Source organism: Pseudomonas sp. CAM1A (assembly GCF_047501685.1).
Lineage (GTDB): Bacteria > Pseudomonadota > Gammaproteobacteria > Pseudomonadales > Pseudomonadaceae > Aquipseudomonas.
The window spans coordinates 420079-438739 of the sequence record NZ_JBFNXP010000003.1; the positions used below are offsets into that span (position 1 = coordinate 420079).

Sequence of the window (18661 nt, forward strand, 5' to 3'; positions counted from 1 at the left end):
GGGCTCCAGGGCCCGGCCGGCAGTAGACGCTTAAGGACCGACGTTCCAATGTTGACCATCGCGCTATCCAAAGGCCGTATTCTCGACGATACCCTGCCACTGCTGGCCGAGGCCGGTATCGTCCCGACCGAGAACCCGGACAAGAGCCGCAAGCTGATCATCCCCACCACGCAGGATGATGTGCGCCTGCTCATCGTGCGTGCCACCGATGTGCCGACCTATGTCGAGCATGGCGCCGCCGACCTCGGTGTGGCCGGCAAGGACGTGCTGATGGAATACGGTGGCCAGGGCCTGTACGAACCCCTGGACCTGCAGATCGCCCAGTGCAAGCTGATGACCGCTGGCGTAACCGGCGCACCAGAGCCCAAAGGCCGCCTGCGCGTGGCTACCAAGTTCGTCAATGTAGCCAAGCGCTACTATGCCGAACAGGGTCGCCAGGTCGACATCATCAAGCTGTACGGCTCCATGGAGCTGGCTCCGCTGATCAACCTTGCCGACAAGATCATCGACGTGGTCGACACCGGCAATACCCTGCGTGCCAACGGCCTCGAGCCCCAGGACCTGATCGCCACGATCAGCTCGCGCCTGGTGGTCAACAAGGCCTCCATGAAGATGCAGCACGCCCGTATCCAGAGCCTGATCGACACCCTGCGCAACGCCGTCGAATCGCGACACCGCGGCTGACCTCTGCGCGCGACCTCCGCTGTCGCGCCCGTCTATCCGCGTCATAGCCTTCTTTCTCAGGTGCCCGCGCGGATGGAGTGGTAGCTTTAGGGCGCCTGAACATCCGCTAATAACGAGGCCCTCGCCATGACCGTGTCCACTGCAATTGCCCGTCTCAACGCCGCTGACCAGGATTTCGCCCGACATCTGGATCATCTGCTGAGCTGGGAAAGTGTGTCCGATGACGCGGTCAACCAGCGCGTGCTCGACATCATCAAGGCCGTGCGTGAGCGCGGTGACCAGGCACTGGTGGAGTTCACCCAGCGTTTCGATGGTGTTGATGCCAAGACGATCGAAGACCTGATCCTCGATCGCGAGCGCCTGGAGCTGGCGCTTACGCGCATTACCCCGGTACAGCGCGAGGCCCTGGAAAAGGCCGCCAACCGCGTGCGTATCTACCATGAGCGGCAGAAGCAGGACTCGTGGCAGTACACCGAGGCTGACGGCACTGTCCTCGGCCAGAAAGTCACGCCGCTGGACCGCGCCGGGCTGTATGTGCCTGGTGGCAAGGCGTCGTACCCCTCGTCGGTGCTGATGAATGCCATTCCGGCCAAGGTCGCGGGCGTCAGCGAAGTGGTGATGGTTGTGCCGACCCCGCGTGGTGAGGTCAACGAACTGGTACTCGCCGCAGCCTGCATCGCCGGGGTCGACCGCGTGTTCACTGTCGGTGGCGCCCAGGCCGTGGCAGCCTTGGCCTACGGTACCGAGAGCGTGCCGCAGGTGGACAAGATCGTCGGCCCGGGCAACATCTATGTGGCTACCGCCAAGCGCCATGTGTTCGGCCAGGTTGGCATCGACATGATCGCCGGCCCTTCGGAAATTCTGGTGGTCTGCGACGGCCAGACCGATCCGGACTGGATTGCCATGGACCTGTTCTCCCAGGCCGAGCACGACGAGGATGCCCAGGCGATCCTGGTCAGCCCGGACGCCGCGTTCCTCGATCGCGTGGCTGCCAGCATCGACAAGCTGCTGCCGACCATGGAGCGTGCCGGGATCATCGAGAAGTCGATCAATGGCCGTGGCGCGCTGATCCAGGTGCGTGACATGCAGCAGGCCATCGAGGTGGCCAACCGCATCGCCCCCGAGCACCTGGAGCTGTCGGTGGCTGACCCGCAGGCCTGGTTGCCGCAGATCCGCCATGCCGGCGCGATCTTCATGGGCCGCCACACCAGCGAGGCGCTGGGCGACTACTGCGCCGGTCCCAATCACGTGCTGCCGACTTCCGGTACCGCGCGCTTCTCTTCGCCACTGGGCGTGTATGACTTCCAGAAGCGTTCGTCGATCATCTTCTGCTCCGAGCAGGGCGCGTCCGAGCTGGGGCACACCGCCTCCGTGCTGGCCCGGGGCGAATCGCTGACCGCCCACGCGCGCAGCGCCGAATACCGCATTCTCAACGAGAAGGGGAACTGAGCATGAATCGATTCTGGAGTCCCTTCGTCAAGGACCTGGTGCCTTACGTGCCGGGTGAGCAGCCAAAGCTGACGCGGCTGGTCAAGCTGAACACCAACGAGAACCCCTATGGCCCGTCGCCCAAGGCGCTGGAAGCCATGCGCGGCGAGCTCAACGACAACCTGCGCTTGTATCCGGACCCCAACGGTGACCGGCTCAAGCAGGCGGTGGCCGAGTATTACGGCGTGACGCCGGCGCAGGTGTTCGTCGGTAACGGCTCGGATGAGGTGCTGGCGCACATCTTCCACGGCCTGTTCCAGCATGACCGTGGGCCGCTGCTGTTCCCGGACGTCAGTTACAGTTTCTATCCGGTGTATTGCGGCTTGTACGGTATTGCGTTCGAGCAGGTGGCGCTGGATGAGCAGTTCCAGATCCGCGTCTCGGACTACAGCAAGCCCAATGCCGGGGTCATCTTCCCCAATCCCAATGCGCCGACCGGTTGCTTGTTGCCGCTTGAGGCGGTCGAGCAACTGCTGCAGGCCAACCGGGATTCGGTGGTGGTGGTCGATGAGGCCTACATCGATTTCGGTGGCGAAACGGCCATCAGCCTGGTTGATCGCTACGACAACCTGCTGGTGACCCAGACCCTGTCCAAGTCGCGTTCGCTCGCCGGGCTGCGAGTCGGGCTGGCGGTGGGGCATCCGGATTTGATCGAGGCGTTGGAGCGGATCAAGAACAGCTTCAACTCCTACCCGTTGGATCGTATGGCGATTGTCGGGGCGGCGGCGGCGTTCGACGACCGTGAGTATTTCGATGAGACCTGTCGCAAGGTTATCGACAGCCGGGATGTGTTGGTTGCCGAATTGGTGGCGCGTGGGTTCGAGGTTTTGCCTTCGGCGGCGAACTTCATCTTTGCCCGGCATCCCGGGCAGGATGCTGCCGGGATCGCGGCGCGGCTTCGTGAGCAGGGGGTGATTGTTCGGCATTTCAAGCAGGAGCGGATTGCGCAGTTCCTGCGGATTACGATTGGGACGCCGGAGATGAATCAGGCTTTGCTTGATGCTTTGAATTGATTTCAGGGGTTTGACAAGGGGCGAGTTGGGGTTGGTTATTTTGACTTCTGATTCGCCCCTTGTTGTTGTTGTTGTTGTTGTTTGGTGGTTTTGGAAGTTGTATGCGCATTCATTTGTGATGGCGACGCTTAATCACCTTTCCGCCCTTACGGCGGCTTACTTTGGTCGTGGCCAAAGTAAGCAAAGCCGTGGCGCTCCATTCATCCGGCCCTCCGCTTCGCTCCGGGTTCCCTCACTCCGGTCTTGCTCCCGGGAGGACCGCGCTGAACGCCCCATCCTGGGGCGCAGCGCTTGACGGGCATCCATGCCCGTCACCTCCCTCCGCAAGACCTGCGTTCGGCCTCCTGAAGTCGCGAAGTTACGGGCGGCGCCTGGGATGACGCAGCTGTCGCTAGTTGGAACTTGATTAATCTCTCGATTGTTTCGCGGGGCAAGCCCGCTCCCACAGAGACAACACTGCTTGACGTGGAATTAACGTGGGAGCGGGCTTGCCCCGCGATAGGCCGGAACAGCCAACATATAAATAGCTGTCAAATAACTAGGCTCGCATTTCCATCTCTTGCTCTTGCTCTTGCTCTTGCTCTTGCTCTTGCTCTTGCTTCTAAGCGCGCGATAGTTCAGGCGCCACCAATTGCGACTTCAGGAGGCCGAGCGGAGTTCTTGCGTAGTGGGGCGACGGCCATGGATGGCCGTCGAGCGCTGCGCCCCAGGAGGGGGCGTTCAGCGCGGTACCCACGGGAGCAAGAACGGAGCGAGGGAACCCCGGAGCGAAGCGTAGGGGCCGGATGAACGGAGCGGGGCGGCTTTGGTTACTTTGGCCGTCCAAAGTAACCCGCCGTAAGGGCGGAAAGGTGACTAAATGTCGATATCGTCTACGAATGCGCATACAAAATCAAAAACAATCACCCACGAATACCAATCCCTTCCTTATGCGCCAAAACACTATAAATACAAGGCAAAACAAACAACGTAAACAACGTCCCCACCGACATCCCGGTAGCAATCACCATCCCGATATCAAACCGGCTGACCGCCCCGGCCCCGGTTGCCAAAATCAGGGGCACCATGCCAAACACCATGGCCGCCGTGGTCATCAGCACCGGCCGCAGGCGAATCGCGGCGGCCTCTTCGATCGCCTCGCGTACCCCAAGCCCCCGCTCGTCCCGTAGCTGATTGGCAAACTCGACAATGAGAATCCCATGCTTGGTAATCAGCCCGATCAGTGTCACCAACCCCACCTGGGTATAGATGTTCATGCTCGAAACCCCGAGGAACAGCGGTAAGAGCGCCCCGCAGATGGACAACGGCACGGTCACCAGAATCACCAGCGGATCGCGGAAACTCTCGAACTGCGCCGCCAGCACCAGGAAGATGATCGCCAGCGCCAGGCCGAAGGTCACCCACAACGCGCTACCCTCCTGGACGAACTGCCGCGCCGTCCCGGCATAGTCCAACGAGAACCCCTCGGGCGCCTCCTCGCGAGCGATGGCGCGCACGGTTTCCAGGGCCTCGCCCATGCTCACCAGTGGCACCCCCTGGATGATCGCCGAGTTCAATTGCTGGAATTGGTTGAGCTGTCGTGGCCGCGCCCGGTCGCTCAGGGTGATCAAGGTCGATAATGGCAACAGCTGGCCTTGCTCGTTCTTCACGTAGTAGCTGTTCAGCCAGCCGGGGTTGGCGCGGTAGGGCCGTTCGACCTGGGCGATGACCTTGTAGCTGCGACCCTCCAGCGTGAACCGGTTGATCTCGGCCTCGCCCAGCAAGGTCGCCAGGGTGCTGCCCAGGGTGTCCATCGACACGCCCATCTGCGCCGCCTTGGCACGGTCGATGTCGATCACCACCTCGGGTTTGTCGAAGGCCAGGTCGATGTCGAGGAAGGCGAACTTGCCCGAGGCCTGGGCGCGCTCCTTGACCCGTTGCGCCACCTCCAGCAGCGCCGGGTAATCACCGGCGGTGTTGATCACCAGCTGGAACGGCAGGCCCTCGCCAGTGCCGGGCAGCGATGGCAGGTTGAAGCCGAAGATCTGCAGGCCGCCGATCTGTTCGAGTTCGGCCTGCACCAACGGCAGCAGCTGCATCTGCGTGCGCTCGCGTTCGTTCCAGGGTTTGAGCAGGAAGCCGCCGATACCGCTCTGCACGCCGTTGAAACCATTGATCTGGAATGACGAGTAGTACTCGGGGAAGCCCTTGAAGATCGGGGTGAACTGGTCGGTGTAGGCGTTGAGGTAGTCCAGGTTGGCGGTTTGCGGCGAACTGCTCATCATGAAGATCACCCCCTGGTCCTCCTCCGGGGCCAGCTCGTTGCGGGTGAACATCAGCAACACCGGGATCAGGCACAGGATGAGCACGGCGAACACCAGCACCACCGGGCGGCTGTTCAGCGTGCCGTGCAGCAGGCGCTGGTAGCGTACCTTGAGCGATTCGAAGATCAGGTCCAGGCGGTGGGCAAGGCCGCTGGGGTTTTGTTCATGGCGCAGCAGTACGGCGCACATCATGGGGGAGAGGGTGAGGGCGACGATGCCGGAGATGACCACTGCACCGGCCAAGGTCAGGGCGAACTCCTTGAACAGGGCGCCGGACAGCCCGGTAAGAAAACCAATGGGGGCGTACACCGCGGCCAGGGTGATGGTCATCGACACCACCGGCAGGGCGATTTCGCGGGCACCTTCCAGGGCGGCGTCGAAGGGTGTCTTGCCTTCTTCGATATGGCGGTGGATGTTTTCCACCACGACGATGGCGTCATCCACCACCAGACCGATGGCCAGTACCATCGCCAGCAGGGTCAGCAGATTCAGCGAATAGCCCATCATCTGCATGAAGAACAGCACGCCGATCATCGACAACGGGATGGTTATCACCGGGATCACCACCGAGCGCAGGGCGCCGAGGAACAAAAACACCACGACGATGACGATCAGCACCGCTTCGCCGAGGGTCTTGATCACCTCGTCGATGGAGGCCTGGATGAACAAGGTGGCGTCGTAGGCGATAGACACTTTGAGGCCGGAGGGCAGTGCTTCCTCGAGCTGCGGCATGATTCGCCGCACCTCCTTGATCACCTCCAGCGGGTTGGCTGCCGGCGTGGCCTTGATGCCGATGTACACCGAGGGCGTGCCGTCGAACGAGCTGACCGTGTCGTAGTTCTCCGCACCCATTTCCACCCGGGCCACGTCACCCAGCAACACCCGGCTGTCGCCGCTGGTCTTCACCGGCAGGGCGGCGAAGGCCTCGGCAGACTTGAGCTCGGTGGTGGCGTTAATGCTGGTGACCACATACTCGCCCTTCACCTCGCCGGCGGCGGAGAGGAAGTTGTAGCGGCGCACGGCGTTGGTCACATCCACCGCCGACAGGCCGAAGCCGGCCAGCTTCACCGGGTCGATCCAGATGCGCATGGCGAACACCTGGTTGCCGAGGATCTCGGCCTCGGCCATGCCCGGCAACGTGGCCAGCTTGGGCTGGATGACCCGTGACAGGTAGTCGGTGATCTGCGGGTTGCTCATTTCCTTGCTGTAGAAACTGATATACATCAGCGCCGAGGCGTCGGCGGCCTCCTTGCTCAGTACCGGATCCTCGGAGTCCTGGGGCAGCTTGTTGCGCACCTCGTTGGCCTTGGCCAGCAACTGGGTGAACAGGCGGTCGGTGTCTGCGCCGATCCGCGCGTAGACCGAGATGATCGAGAAGTTCTGCCGGCTCACCGAGGTCATGTAGTCGATGCCGTCGGCGCTGGCCAGGCTCTGCTGCAGCGGCTGGGTGATGTAGCCCTGGATGGTCTCGGCGTTGGCCCCGGGGTAAGCGGTGGTCACGGTGATCAGGGCGTTTTCCATCTGCGGGTATTGGCGGATCTGCAGCTTGCTCCAGGCCTGCAGGCCCAGCAGCAGGATCAGCAGGCTGACCACGCAGGCCAGCACCGGGCGGCGGATGAACGGGTCAGTGAATGCCATAGGCGCCTCCCGTTCACTGCGCGCCAGGCGCGGCGGGCTTCAGGGCCGAATCAGCACTGATACGGATCGCCGCGCCCGGGCTCAGCTTGAGCTGGCCGGCGGTGACGACCTGGTCGCCGGCCTGCAGGCCCTTGAGCACCACGACCCAACCCTCGCGACGTTCGCCGGTCTGTACGGTGAGCTGTTCGGCGATCAGTTGCGGTTGATCGTTGGCATCGCGCAGCGGCTGGCCGTCCTCACCCTTTTTCGGGGCGACGCGATACACCGAGTTGCCGTAGAGGGTGTAGGTGATGGCGTTTTCCGGCACCACGACTTGCGGTTGCGGGTCGGGCAGCAGCAGTTGCAGGCTGGCGAACATGCCCGGCAGCAGCTTGCCTTCGGGGTTGGCCAGCGTGGCACGGACCAGCAGGTTGCGCGTGCTTTCCTCGACCTTGGGGTTGATCGCGCTGAGGCTGGCGGGGAAGGTCTGCTGCGGGTAGGCGGCCACCTGGGCCAGCACCCGCTGGCCGAGGCTCAGGCGGGGCAGTGCCTGCTCGGGCACATTGAAGTCGACATACAGGCTGGACAGATCCTGCAGGGTGGCGATGACCGTGCCGCTGGGCAGGTAGGCGCCGACGTCCACCTGGCGGATGCCGATGGTGCCGCTGAACGGGGCGCTGATGCTCTTTTTCGCCAGCGATGCCTTGAGCTGCTCGACTACGGCCTGGTTGCGTCGGTACTGGCTGGTCAGGCGGTCGTACTCGCCGCGGGAAATCGCCGAGTCACCGACCAGTTGGCTACCCCGGCCGAAGTCGACCTTGGCCAGCCCCAGGTCGGCCTGGGCGGTGCCGAGCAGGGCGGTTTCCTGGTCGCTGTCCAGTTGCAGCAGCAACTGGCCAGCCTTGACCTGCTGCCCGGACTCGAAATGCAGTGACTTCACTGTACCGGCCACTTCCAGGCTCAACTCAACGCCCTGGTAGGCCTTGAGGCTGCCGACCGCAGGCAGGCGCTCCTGCCACTGGCGTAGCTCGGCCTGGGCCGCGGCCACGCTGACCGCAGGCCTGGGCTGCGAGAACATCTGCACCTGCTGGTAGATGGAAAAGGCCTTGATGCCCCCCAGGATCAACACGATCAGCAGGACGACGGCCAACATGATCAGCATGCGGCGGCGCAACATGGTCCGGTTCCCTGGAGGTTGGTTTTATTTATCGGGCACGACCACGGGCGATCCGGCCCACGTGCGATGGGGCAAGTATTGTCGGTTTTCTGGAAAAGGGGAGAGGGAGTTGACTTGTGCCGGCGCTATCGCGGGACAAGTCCGCTCTCACAGGTATTGTGCATCAGCTGTGGGAGCGGGCTTGTCCCGCGATAGCGCCGGTAGGTCCTGGCAGAAATCAGACCAGATGCAGGTGGTTGTCCCAGAACCCGGACGGCAGGTCCATCGGTTGCCCGATCAACTGCGCCTGGCGGCAATCATAGAAGCGGCAGCGGCCCTGCCCGGAGGTGACGACGAAACCATCCTTCACCGCCCCGACCCCGGCGCAATCGGGCATCGGCGCATCCAGTTTGACTGCGCCGCTGTCCAGGTCCCAGATGAACAGGCGGTTGGCCCGCGGCGCGGTCAGCGCCACCAGGCGCAGGTCGCTGTGGATGGCGACGCTGGCGGTGTACTGGGCCATCGATTGCAGCTGGCGCTCCGGCACCGGGAAGGCCCGGAACGGCTCGCCCGGGCGCTTGATCGCCAGCAGTTCGGCGGTTTCTTCCGAGCCACCCATGAACTGCTGGCAGGCGGCGATGGTGCCATCATCGCCAACGGCCAGGTGGCGCACGCTGTTCATCTGCTGGGCCAGGGTCTCCTTGCTCAGCAGCGTGCCGTCACGCTGCATCAGCACCAGGCTCGGCTGCATGGCGTCGAGGTTCATCTCCACCCGGCTTTCGGCCTCGGTGCGGATGCCGCCGTTGGCCACCACCAGCGTCTCGCCATCGGGTAGCCAGGCCACTTCATGGGGGCCGATGCCATGGGTGGAGAGTTCGCCGCTGTGCACCAGGCGCTCGCCTTCGAAGCGATAGACACCCAGTACACCGCGGCCCGGATCGGTGGTGTCGTTCTCGGTGGCATACAGCCACTCGCCATCCTTGTGGATCACCGCGTGGCCATAGAAATGGCGGTTCGGCTGCGAGACGAGGGTCTGCAGCAGCCGGCCATCGCGCAGGTCGACCAGGTAGCTCTCGGTGCCCGGCCGGCGCGCGACGAACAAGGCGACCGGCAGCGTCGGGTGGTTGACGATCGCATGACAACGCTGGGCAACCTCGGTGCTGAATACCTGGTTGCCGTCCAGGCGAAACCCGACGGCATAGTGCTTGCCGTCGCCGTCGTCGCGGGCAGACAGCAGCAACGGTTCGCTGCCTTTGCCACGGAACAGGCTCCAGCCACCCAGGGTGAGGGCGCTGAGCAGAACGCTACCGAGTTTCAGGGCCTGGCGTCGCAGCATGATCAGTCACCGTCGTTGGCGTTGAAGCCCAGCTGGATGTTCAGCGCCTTGGCCAGCTCGCCTTCGTGCAGGCGGTGGACGACGTTGAGGGCATCGTAGATCTGATTGAGGGTCTGCTTGCCAGCGTCATCGGCCAGCAGCTCGCCGAGGGTCTTCTGGTTGTCGGCCAGCAGCTTGAGCGCAGCAGCATAGGCGTCGTCGATCTTCTGTGCCAGTGCCGCCTGGTCCTTGCCCAGCAGTCCGCGCAGGCCTTGGTTGTCGACCCCGACCCAGACCGTCTGGGCGGCCTTGAGCGAGGCTTCCAGGCTCTTGATCGAGGAGTGGCTGCGCCAGGCCTCGGCCTGCAGCGGTTGCGCAATGCCCTTGCTCTGCCGGCCCATCGGCGCGCCGAGCTTTTTCTTCAGGCTATCCAGGGCGGTGACCTGGGCACGCAGCACGTCGGCGATCGCCTCGTGGGAGTCGGCGTAGCGCTGGTTGGGGAACTTGGTCATCTGCGACAGCATGCCATCGGTGCTGTTCCAGCCCTTGAGGATCTCTTCAGCCAGGGCCTTCTGGTGTTCGCCGATGGCCACCAGCAGCGGGCAGTAGCGGGCCTTCTGTTCGGCGCTGGCGATGTCCGGCTTGCTGTCGAACAGGATGTATTCGTAGGCGGACAGGCCACGGACCACGACGCTGGCCTTGCCCAGCGATTCGACGGTGACCGCCTGCTCGCCGTTGACCAGTTGCTCGACCTGGCGGCCGACCAGGTTTTTCTTGTCCGGCCAGAACTGCACCTGCCAGGCACGGTTGCCTTCAGCCAGCGGGCCGACCAGCAAGGGTTGCAACTCGGCCCAGGCTTTTTGCGCGTTGAGGAAGTCGGCACGGGCGGTCTCGAGGTCCTGTTTGCCCTCACAGTAGGCCAGGGCACTGGCAGCCAGCTGCCGGTCGGCTTCGACCCAGCGGCTGTAGGTCGGCAGGATCACCTGCTTGGCGATGGCCGCGGAGGTCACGGCCTGCGGGTCCTGCGGCGAGCAGGCACCGAGGGCGAGGGCGGCGAGGCTGGTGAACAACAGTTTGGGTCGGAACATGCCCGGCTCCTTGTGCGTTTAAAGTGAATTCAGGAACGCCAGCAGCGCGGCGCGCTGCTCGGCATTGAAGGTCAGTACATGGTCGCGCGCCGCCTGGGCTTCGCCGCCGTGCCAGAGCACAGCCTCGAGCAGATTGCGGGCGCGGCCGTCATGCAGGAACTGGCTGTGGCCGCTGACGGTTTCGCTCAGGCCGATGCCCCACAGCGGTGGGGTGCGCCAGTCCTGGCCGTTGGCGGAAAATTCGGTGCGCTCGTCACTCAGGCCCGGGCCCATGTCGTGCAGCAACAGATCGCTATAAGGGCGGATCACCTGGTTGGCCAGTTCCGGCTCGGTCGCATTGGCAGCGGTGGTGAATTGTGGGGTGTGGCAGCCCTGGCAACCGGCCTGGAAGAACAGGTTCTTGCCGGCCAGTACCTGCGGCGCATCGACGTTGCGCCGGGCCGGCACGGCAAGGTTGCGGGTGTAGAAGGTGACCAGGCGCAGGATATTGTCACTGACCTCCTTCTCGCCGCCCTGGCCATCGCCATTGGGCGCGGCCAGGCAATCTACCTGCGCTGCGGTGCAGTCGTCCTTGGGCAACAGGGTGGTGGTCAGGCCCATGTCGCCGGCGAAGGCGTGCACGTTCTGCTGGTTGACGTTGGGCTGCCCGGCCTTCCAGCCGAAGCGGCCGACCACGGTCCTGCCCTGGGCATCGTCCCACACTCGGTTGGCGCGGCCACGGATGCCGTCGCGGTTGTGGTCGTCCGGGTCCTCGTTGGCCAGCAGGTCGGCTTCGGGGATGGCCTCGAGCAGACCCAGGCCGATCATCGGTGGAGCGACCCGGGCTGAGAAGCGGGTGTCCGGGTGCAGCGGGCCGTAGCCGAGCTGACTGATTTGCAGGGTCGGGCGGCGCAGCTCGACCTGGTGGCCGTCCGCGAAGGTGACGCTGTGGCTGTCGTAGGTCACGCGGACCTTGCCTTCCGGGGCCACGCCGGGGATGGCCATGTCCTGCAGCTGGGTGCCGTAGACCGGCTCGGGGACCACGCCAAGGCGCTCGATCACCTGGGCGTAGTACGGCTGGTCGGGGATCGACAGGCGCACCAGCATCGACACCGCGTTGCTGTCATCGGGCTCCGGCGGATGGCCGCGACCGTCACGCACGTGGCAGTTCTGGCAGGCGTTGGTGTTGAACAGCGGGCCGAGGCCATCGCGGGCGGTGGTGGTGGAGGGGGCGATCACCCAGGGGTTGCGGAAGAAGCTGTTGCCCACGGCGAAGTCCAGGCGTCGCTCGGGCGTGAGGTTGGCCGACGGCAGCGAGTAGGCGTTGCGATCGCTGCGCTGCACCGTCGCCTTGCCGCCGGAGAGCGCCTCGCCGGGCTCGGCCTGGGTGAAACGCGGGGCGTCGTCACAGGCGGGGAGGGCGAAGGCCAGCAGCAGGGGGCTTAGGCGGAGCAAGGACATCGAGGATCCTGGGCATGGGCGAAAAACCGGCGTGCAAGCTTATCAGGCTGGGGGTGATTGAATAAGAGCAATTTGCAATTGCCAGATGAAATCAGCTTTACCTGGAAAGGTCCACGCCCACCCATTGCGCTCCCGGAGGCATGACACGGAAATGAAAAAGGCGGCCCGAAGGCCGCCTCTGCTGAACCGCAACTCTGATCAGAATTCGTGATCGGCGGTGTCCGGGTTCAGGTTGTCGATGCCCAGCTTGCCCGCGGCCTGCTCGATCGCGCCGGTCTGTTTGACCAGCGAGGCGATGGCGTCACGCACGATCTGGTTGCCGGCGGCGTTGTCGGCGGCGATCAGCTGGTCGTAGTGCTCGCCCTTGAGCGCGTGATCGACGATCACCTGGATCTTGGCTTCGGTGGCTTCCAGATCGGCCTTGAGGGTGGTGTCGGTGGCCGGGTCGGCCTTGGCCACCAGCGACGACAGGCTCGGGCCGCTCAGCTTGCTGCCGTCGACACGGGTGTACTCGCCCAGGTAGACGTTGCGGATGCCCTTGGCGTCGTAGAAGTGCGAGTAGTGGGTGTTGTCGCTGAAGCAGTCGTGTTCGTCTTCCGGCGAGTTGGCCTCCAGCGAGACCTTCATGCGCTCGCCCGCCAGTTCGCCCAGCGACAGGCTGCCCATGCCGAACAGCATCTTGCGCAGGCCATCGTTGGCCGGCTCTTTTTCCAGGCTGGCGCGGTAGTTGTCGGCGACGTTCGGCGCCCAGTTACCGACCATCTCCTCGAGGTCCTTGACCAGCAGGTCGGTGGCTGCCTTCAGGTAGGCACGGCGACGATCGTTGTGCCCGCCGGTGGCACCCTTGCCTTCGAGGTAGTCGGAGGCCGGGCGGTTGCCCGCGCCTGGGCCGGTGCCGTTGAGGTCCTGGCCCCAGAGCAGGAACTCAATGGCGTGGTAGCCGGTGGCGACGTTGGCCTCGGAGCCGCCCAGTTCGTTGAGGCTGGCCAGCTTCTCGGGGGTGATGTCCTTGACGTCGATCTTGTCTTCGCCAACCTGGATCTCGGTGTTGGCGATGATGTTGGCGCTGGCCGCCGGGTTGCCCAGGGCGTGCTCGTAGCTCTTGTCGACGTAGTCGATCAGGCCTTCGTCCAGGGGCCAGGCGTTCACCTGGCCTTCCCAGTCGTCGATGATGGTGTTGCCGAAGCGGAACACTTCGCTTTGCAGGTAAGGCACGCGCGAGGCGACCCAGGCGTCCCGGGCGGCTTTGAGCGTCTGGTCGTCGGGCTTGGCGAGGAACGCGTCGACGGCGGTCTGCAGTTGCTTGGCGGTGCTCAGCGAGTCGCTGTACACGGCATGGACCATCTCGGCGTAGTGCTTGACCACGGCCTTGGCGGCGGCTTCATCGACAGCCCCTGGTGCCGCAGTGGTGGTGCTGGCAGCGGCAGGTGCCTGGGCTTGCGGTGCGGCGGCCTTGTCGTCCTTGCCTTCGCCGCAACCGGCGAGGGCGATGGCGATGGCCAGCAGACTGGCGGAGGCCAGAGGCATTCGAATCATTGTTGGTTTCCTGCGTCGTGTGGTTGGACCATGGGTGGACCGTGCGCCGTGGCACGCGAAACCGCAACATCATGCGAAAGATTTGCATTTGCTGTAAAGGGGCGGGCGCGCATTTCATGCAAACGCCCGTTTGCGCTGCTTGGCCAAGGTTGCGTGGGGTTACAACGCGGAAACCTGGTTGCGTTGCGCCTGCTTGAGGAAGTTGGTCAGTTCGCGCGCGGACAACGGTTTGCTGTAGTGGTAGCCCTGCCCTTCATGGCAGCCCTGGGCGATGATGTAGGTCTCCTGTTCGGCGGTTTCCACGCCTTCGGCGATCACCTGCATGCCCAGGCTCTTGCCCAACTGGATGATGGCGCGAACGATGGTGGCGTCGTCATCATCGTCGAGCAGGTCCTGGACGAAACTCTTGTCGATCTTGATCTTGTCCAGTGGCAGCGACTTCAGGTAGCTGAGCGAGGAGTAACCGGTGCCGAAGTCGTCGATGGCGATCAAGGCACCGGAACGGCGCAGGCTCAGCAGGTGCTGGGCGGCGGTGCTGATGTCTTCCATCAGGCCGGTCTCGGTGACTTCCAGCTCCAGGCTGCGCGGTGGCAGGCGGTAGGCCTGCAGCAGATTGTTGACCACCCGCGGCAGCTCGTTGTGGTGCAGTTGCACGGTGGACAGGTTGACCGCCATGCGCAGTTCGCTGAAGCCCTGGTCGTGCCATTCGCGCAACTGCCGGCAAGCCTGGTCGAGCACCCACTCGCCGATGCTGATGATGCTGCCGTTCTGCTCGGCCAGGGGGATGAACTGGTCGGGCGGGACCATGCCCAGCTCCGGGTGCTGCCAGCGCAGCAAGGCTTCGACGCCGACCACGCGGTGGTCGCGGTAGCTGATCTGCGGTTGGTACACCAGGTACAGCTGGTTGCGCGGCAGGGCTTCGCGCAGGTCCTTTTCCAGCTCGCGGCGGCGGCGCATCTCGCTGTCGACACTGGCGATGTAGAACTGATAGCGGTTGCGCGAGCGGGCCTTGGCCAGGGTCATGGTCTGTTCGGCCTTTTGCAGCAGCTTCTCGGTGCTGTCGCCGTCCTCGGGGAACAAGGTGATGCCGATAGTGGCGCGCAGGCGGATCTGCTGGTGGTCGAGGTCGAAGGGCGCCTCGAGGTCGTCGAGGATGCTCTGGGCCAACTCGGCGGCTTCGTAGGGCTGTTCGATGTTGGCCTGCACCAGGGCGAACTGGTCGCCGCCCAATCGAGCCAGGGCACCGAGGCGGCCGCTGTGGGCACGCAGGCGGTCGGCCAGGGCCAGTAGCAACTGGTCGCCGACCTGGTAGCTGAACTGCTCGTTGATGCCCTTGAAGTCATCCAGGCCCACGCACAGTACGGCGACCCGGCGTTGCAGGCGGCCGCCGTCGACGAGGATCTTGTCCAGCTGCTGTTGCAGTTGCTGGCGGTTGGGCAGGCCGGTGAGGAAGTCGTACTGGGCCATGCGCTGCAGGCTGTTCTCGGCCTCGTGGCGCAGGTGAGTGTTGCGCTCGATGGAGGCCAGCAACTGGTTGGCGGTGTTGACCCAGATGCCCAGCTCGTTGCGCTCGTGCCCCTTGAGCAGGGGGATCTGGTGCTGGCTGGGGCGGTCGGGGTTGATTTGCGTCAGGTGCTCGATGATCTTCGACAGCGGCTTGGTCAGCAGCCAGTGGTACACCAGGTACAGCACCAGGCCCATGGCCAGGGCACGCAGCACGCCGGAGATGAAGATGATCACTGCGTTGACCAGGAAACCCTCGCCATAGGCGGAGGTGTCGAGGGTGATGCTCAGGTCGCCGTAGTACTCGCTGTAGGGGCCGCGGCCGACCAGTTGCGTGGTGTAGGTGCGCTCCTGGCCGAGGATCAGGTCGGTCAGCCAGCGCATGGACATGTCCTGCAGTGGCCGGGATTTTTCCGCGAGCATGGTTTCGTTGGGGTGGCCGATGGAGGCCATGCGTACCGAGCCGTCCTGGAACAGGCCTTCCATCACCTGCATGCCCATTTCCCGGTCGAGGCTGTACACCGCCTGCGTCGAGGGGTCGCGGAACATGTCGAGGATGCGCTGGGCATCATTGTTCACGGACTGGCGGGTCTTGTAGGCGTCATAGACGATCTGCGCACAGCTGAGTACGACGCCGACAGCCAATGCCGAGAGCAGTACGACCCGCAGCAACTTGACCGATAAGCTGTTTCGGAATTCCAGCTTCAATGGGGTTTCCTTAATCCATGCGCATGCCATTATTTTGCCATCAACCATGGCGACAGACTATCGACCGAATGCCCCGGCAGGCAACACGCCCGTCGACGGATCTGCCCTTGGCTTCTATATCGGTTGAGCGGTCATGCGACTTGAGTGCGCTGCGTCAACTTTCCAGAAGGTTGATGTTAGCGCGCTATGCGGGCTGAGCAAGAGCGCGCGGATGGGTTGCAAGCAATTCTGTCAGGTTGGCCCTGGTGGCAGCGGGCTTGCTTGGCGATAGCGTCATGCCAGGCAACAAAAAACCCGGCACGAGGCCGGGTCTTTTTGCAGGCTTGGCGAACACTCAGGCCGTGAAGACCTTGCCTTCGAACTGCTCTGCAACGAACTTCCAGTTGACCAGGTTCCAGAACGCCTCGACGTACTTCGGACGCAGGTTGCGGTAGTCGATGTAGTAGGCGTGTTCCCAGACGTCGCAGGTCAGCAGCGGGGTGTCGCCGCTGGTCAGCGGGCAGCCGGCGCCGATGGTGCTGGCCAGGGCCAGGGAGCCGTCAGCCTTCTTCACCAGCCAGCCCCAGCCGGAACCGAAGGTGCCGACCGAAGTCTTGGTGAACTCTTCCTTGAACTTGTCGAAGGAACCGAAAGCAGCGGTGATGGCATCAGCCAGGGCACCGGTTGGTTGGCCGCCGCCGTTTGGCGACAGGCATTCCCAGTAGAAGGAGTGGTTCCAGATTTGCGCGGCGTTGTTGAAGATGCCGCCCGAAGAGCTCTTGACGATCTCTTCCAGGGTCTTGCCTTCGAATTCGGTGCCTGGGACCAGGTTGTTCAGGTTCACGACATAGGTGTTGTGGTGCTTGTCGTGGTGATACTCCAGGGTTTCCTTGGAGATGTGCGGCTGCAGGGCATCGTGGGCGTATGGCAGCGGCGGCAATTCAAAAGCCATGGTGGATCTCCTGATTCAGGTCTGTTCGCGGTATGCGCAAGGCCGATCACGGGCGGCCCGGTGAGCGTCGGCGAGTTTGTACTCTTTGCGACGCAAGGGCTGGATCATAGCACCGGCCTCGGCGCTTAACCACGCAACATCTATAGGGAATAGAGGTTCCAGAGCGGTTGGCTGGGGCCGACAGGTGGGCTGCGTGACTGTCGCGGCTCAGCGTGGGATACCCGGTTATTGCGCAGCGTCAGTTGAAGATCAACTGCGCCGCCACCGCGAACATCATCACCGCCACCATCAGGTCGAGCATGCGCCAGGTCGCCGGGCGTGCCAGCCATGGCGCCAGCCAGGCGGCGCCGATCGCCAGGGTCGAAAACCACACCAGCGAGGCGCTGGCAGCGCCGGCCACGTAGGCGCCGGGCACGGTCTGCTGGGCGCCGAGGGAGCCGATCAGCAACACGGTATCGAGGTAGACGTGCGGGTTGAGCAGGGTCACCGCCAGGGCGCTGAGCAGTACCGCGCGGCGCGACCGCATGCCCTGGCCTTCCTGATGCTGCAGGCTCTGTTTCGAACAGGCGCTGCGCAACGCCTTGGCGCCGTACCAGATCAGGAACAGTGCACCGCCCCAGCGGGCCACGGCCAGCAAGGTAGGGTTGTGCGCCAGCACCGTGGCCAGGCCGAACACTCCGGCGGCGACCAGCAGCGCATCGCAGACGATGCACAGTGCCGCCACCGGCAGGTGGTGTTCACGGCGCAGACTTTGTGCCAGGACGAAGGCGTTCTGCGCGCCGATGGCCATGATCAGGCCGAAGGCCACCAGCATGCCGTTGAGATAGCTTTGCCACATAGCGGGAACACTCCACGGGCGCCGATGCGGGATCGGCGCGGGTTTCCAAGAAAGATGTGGCCATTCTGACGGTTGCGGCTGTATAAGAAAAACAAATAGAGCTGATCAGTCATTAGAGAAATCGATGTTCGATTACAAATTGCTCGCTGCCCTCGCCGCAGTGATCGAGCAAGGTGGTTTCGAGCGCGCGGCCCAGGTACTGGGGTTGTCGCAATCGGCCATCTCGCAACGCATCAAGCTGCTAGAGGCGCGGGTGGGCCAGCCGGTGCTGGTGCGCGCCACGCCACCGAGCCCGACGGAAGTCGGGCGCCAGTTGCTCAACCATGTGCAACAGGTGCGCCTGCTCGAGCGTGACCTGCAACGCCAGGTGCCGGCACTGGACGAGGAGGGCATGCCCGAGCGCCTGCGCATCGCCCTCAACGCCGACAGCCTGGCAACCTGGTGGGCCGGGGCGGTGGGGCCGTTCTGCGCCGAGCAGCAGGTGCTGCTCGATCTGGTGGTCGAGGATCAGGACGTCGGCCTCAAGCGCATGCGCGCCGGCGAAGTGGCGGCCTGCCTGTGTGGCAGCGAACGGCCGGTGGCCGGAGCGCGCAGCTTGCCCTTGGGCTCGATGCGCTATCGGGCGCTGGCCAGTCCCGCGTTCATGGCGCGTTACTTTCCCAACGGGTTCGCGGTCGAGCGCCTGGCCCGTGCCCCGGCAATCGTGTTCGGGCCGGACGATTTCCTGCAGCACCGCTACCTGGCGTCGTTGGGTGTACAGGAGGGTTTCCTGCATCACCTGTGCCCCTCGTCCGAAGGTTTCATGCGCATGACCGAAGCCGGCCTCGGCTGGGGGTTGGTGCCGGAGCGGCAGGTGGCCAAGCAACTGGCACGTGGCGAGCTGGTGGAAATCTGTGCCGATACCCCCATCGATGTGCCGCTGTACTGGCATCATTGGCGCAACGGCGGGCAGTTGCTCGCTCAGTTGACCGAGCACCTGCGCCATTCAACGCGGGACTGGCTGGTGCCCTTGTAGGCACTTCAAGCGTCAGCTGCATCCGA

The 18661-nt window shown here is 64.0% G+C and carries 13 protein-coding genes; 4 read left to right on the plus strand and 9 right to left on the minus strand.

Annotated features, from left to right (window positions below):
• The first annotated feature begins 48 nt into the window (after positions 1–48).
• The 3 genes from hisG to hisC all read left to right on the plus strand — a co-directional run bounded on the left by hisG (position 49) and on the right by hisC (position 3185).
• Positions 49–684: an ATP phosphoribosyltransferase gene (gene hisG, locus ABZO33_RS10395; RefSeq protein WP_023630427.1), complete on the plus strand. Its 636-nt coding sequence runs from the start codon at positions 49–51 to the stop codon at positions 682–684.
• 126 nt (positions 685–810) lie between these two features.
• Positions 811–2133 (plus strand): histidinol dehydrogenase, encoded by a 1323-nt coding sequence (gene hisD / locus ABZO33_RS10400; protein ID WP_414535957.1) that lies wholly within the window; start codon positions 811–813, stop codon positions 2131–2133.
• A gap of 2 nt (positions 2134–2135) precedes the next feature.
• Complete coding sequence (hisC, locus tag ABZO33_RS10405; protein WP_414535958.1) at positions 2136–3185, plus strand: histidinol-phosphate transaminase; 1050 nt, start codon at positions 2136–2138, stop codon at positions 3183–3185.
• A gap of 902 nt (positions 3186–4087) precedes the next feature.
• On the opposite strand, the gene ABZO33_RS10410 is transcribed toward hisC, so the two are convergent.
• From ABZO33_RS10410 to ABZO33_RS10450, 9 genes are all read right to left on the minus strand, one after another.
• A complete protein-coding gene (locus tag ABZO33_RS10410) occupies positions 4088–7126 on the minus strand; it encodes a multidrug efflux RND transporter permease subunit (RefSeq protein WP_414535959.1) in 3039 nt (1012 codons plus the stop codon).
• A 13-nt stretch (positions 7127–7139) separates the two neighbouring features.
• Entirely contained in the window at positions 7140–8282 is a 1143-nt protein-coding gene (locus ABZO33_RS10415) for an efflux RND transporter periplasmic adaptor subunit (RefSeq protein WP_414535960.1), read from the minus strand.
• Positions 8283–8499: 217 nt separating this feature from the next.
• Entirely contained in the window at positions 8500–9597 is a 1098-nt protein-coding gene (locus tag ABZO33_RS10420) for a DUF1513 domain-containing protein (RefSeq protein ID WP_414535961.1), read from the minus strand.
• Positions 9598–9599: 2 nt separating this feature from the next.
• Complete coding sequence (locus tag ABZO33_RS10425; protein ID WP_198755793.1) at positions 9600–10664, minus strand: imelysin family protein; 1065 nt, start codon at positions 10662–10664, stop codon at positions 9600–9602.
• An 18-nt stretch (positions 10665–10682) separates the two neighbouring features.
• A complete protein-coding gene (locus tag ABZO33_RS10430; RefSeq protein ID WP_414535962.1) occupies positions 10683–12104 on the minus strand; it encodes a di-heme oxidoredictase family protein in 1422 nt (473 codons plus the stop codon).
• A 198-nt stretch (positions 12105–12302) separates the two neighbouring features.
• On the minus strand, positions 12303–13640 hold the full coding sequence (locus ABZO33_RS10435) for an imelysin family protein (protein ID WP_414535963.1): 1338 nt from the start codon (positions 13638–13640) through the stop codon (positions 12303–12305).
• A 159-nt stretch (positions 13641–13799) separates the two neighbouring features.
• Positions 13800–15851, minus strand: a complete 2052-nt coding sequence (locus ABZO33_RS10440) for a putative bifunctional diguanylate cyclase/phosphodiesterase (protein WP_046856955.1) — start codon at positions 15849–15851, stop codon at positions 13800–13802.
• Between the two features lie 334 nt (positions 15852–16185).
• On the minus strand, positions 16186–16782 hold the full coding sequence (locus ABZO33_RS10445) for a superoxide dismutase (RefSeq protein ID WP_046856954.1): 597 nt from the start codon (positions 16780–16782) through the stop codon (positions 16186–16188).
• A gap of 238 nt (positions 16783–17020) precedes the next feature.
• Positions 17021–17620 carry a LysE/ArgO family amino acid transporter gene (locus tag ABZO33_RS10450; RefSeq protein ID WP_038705505.1) on the minus strand — a complete coding sequence of 200 codons (600 nt, stop codon included), beginning with the start codon at positions 17618–17620 and terminating at the stop codon, positions 17021–17023.
• A 124-nt stretch (positions 17621–17744) separates the two neighbouring features.
• On the opposite strand from ABZO33_RS10450, the gene ABZO33_RS10455 reads away from it, so the two are divergent.
• A complete protein-coding gene (locus tag ABZO33_RS10455) occupies positions 17745–18635 on the plus strand; it encodes a LysR family transcriptional regulator ArgP (protein ID WP_414535964.1) in 891 nt (296 codons plus the stop codon).
• Positions 18636–18661 lie beyond the last annotated feature (26 nt).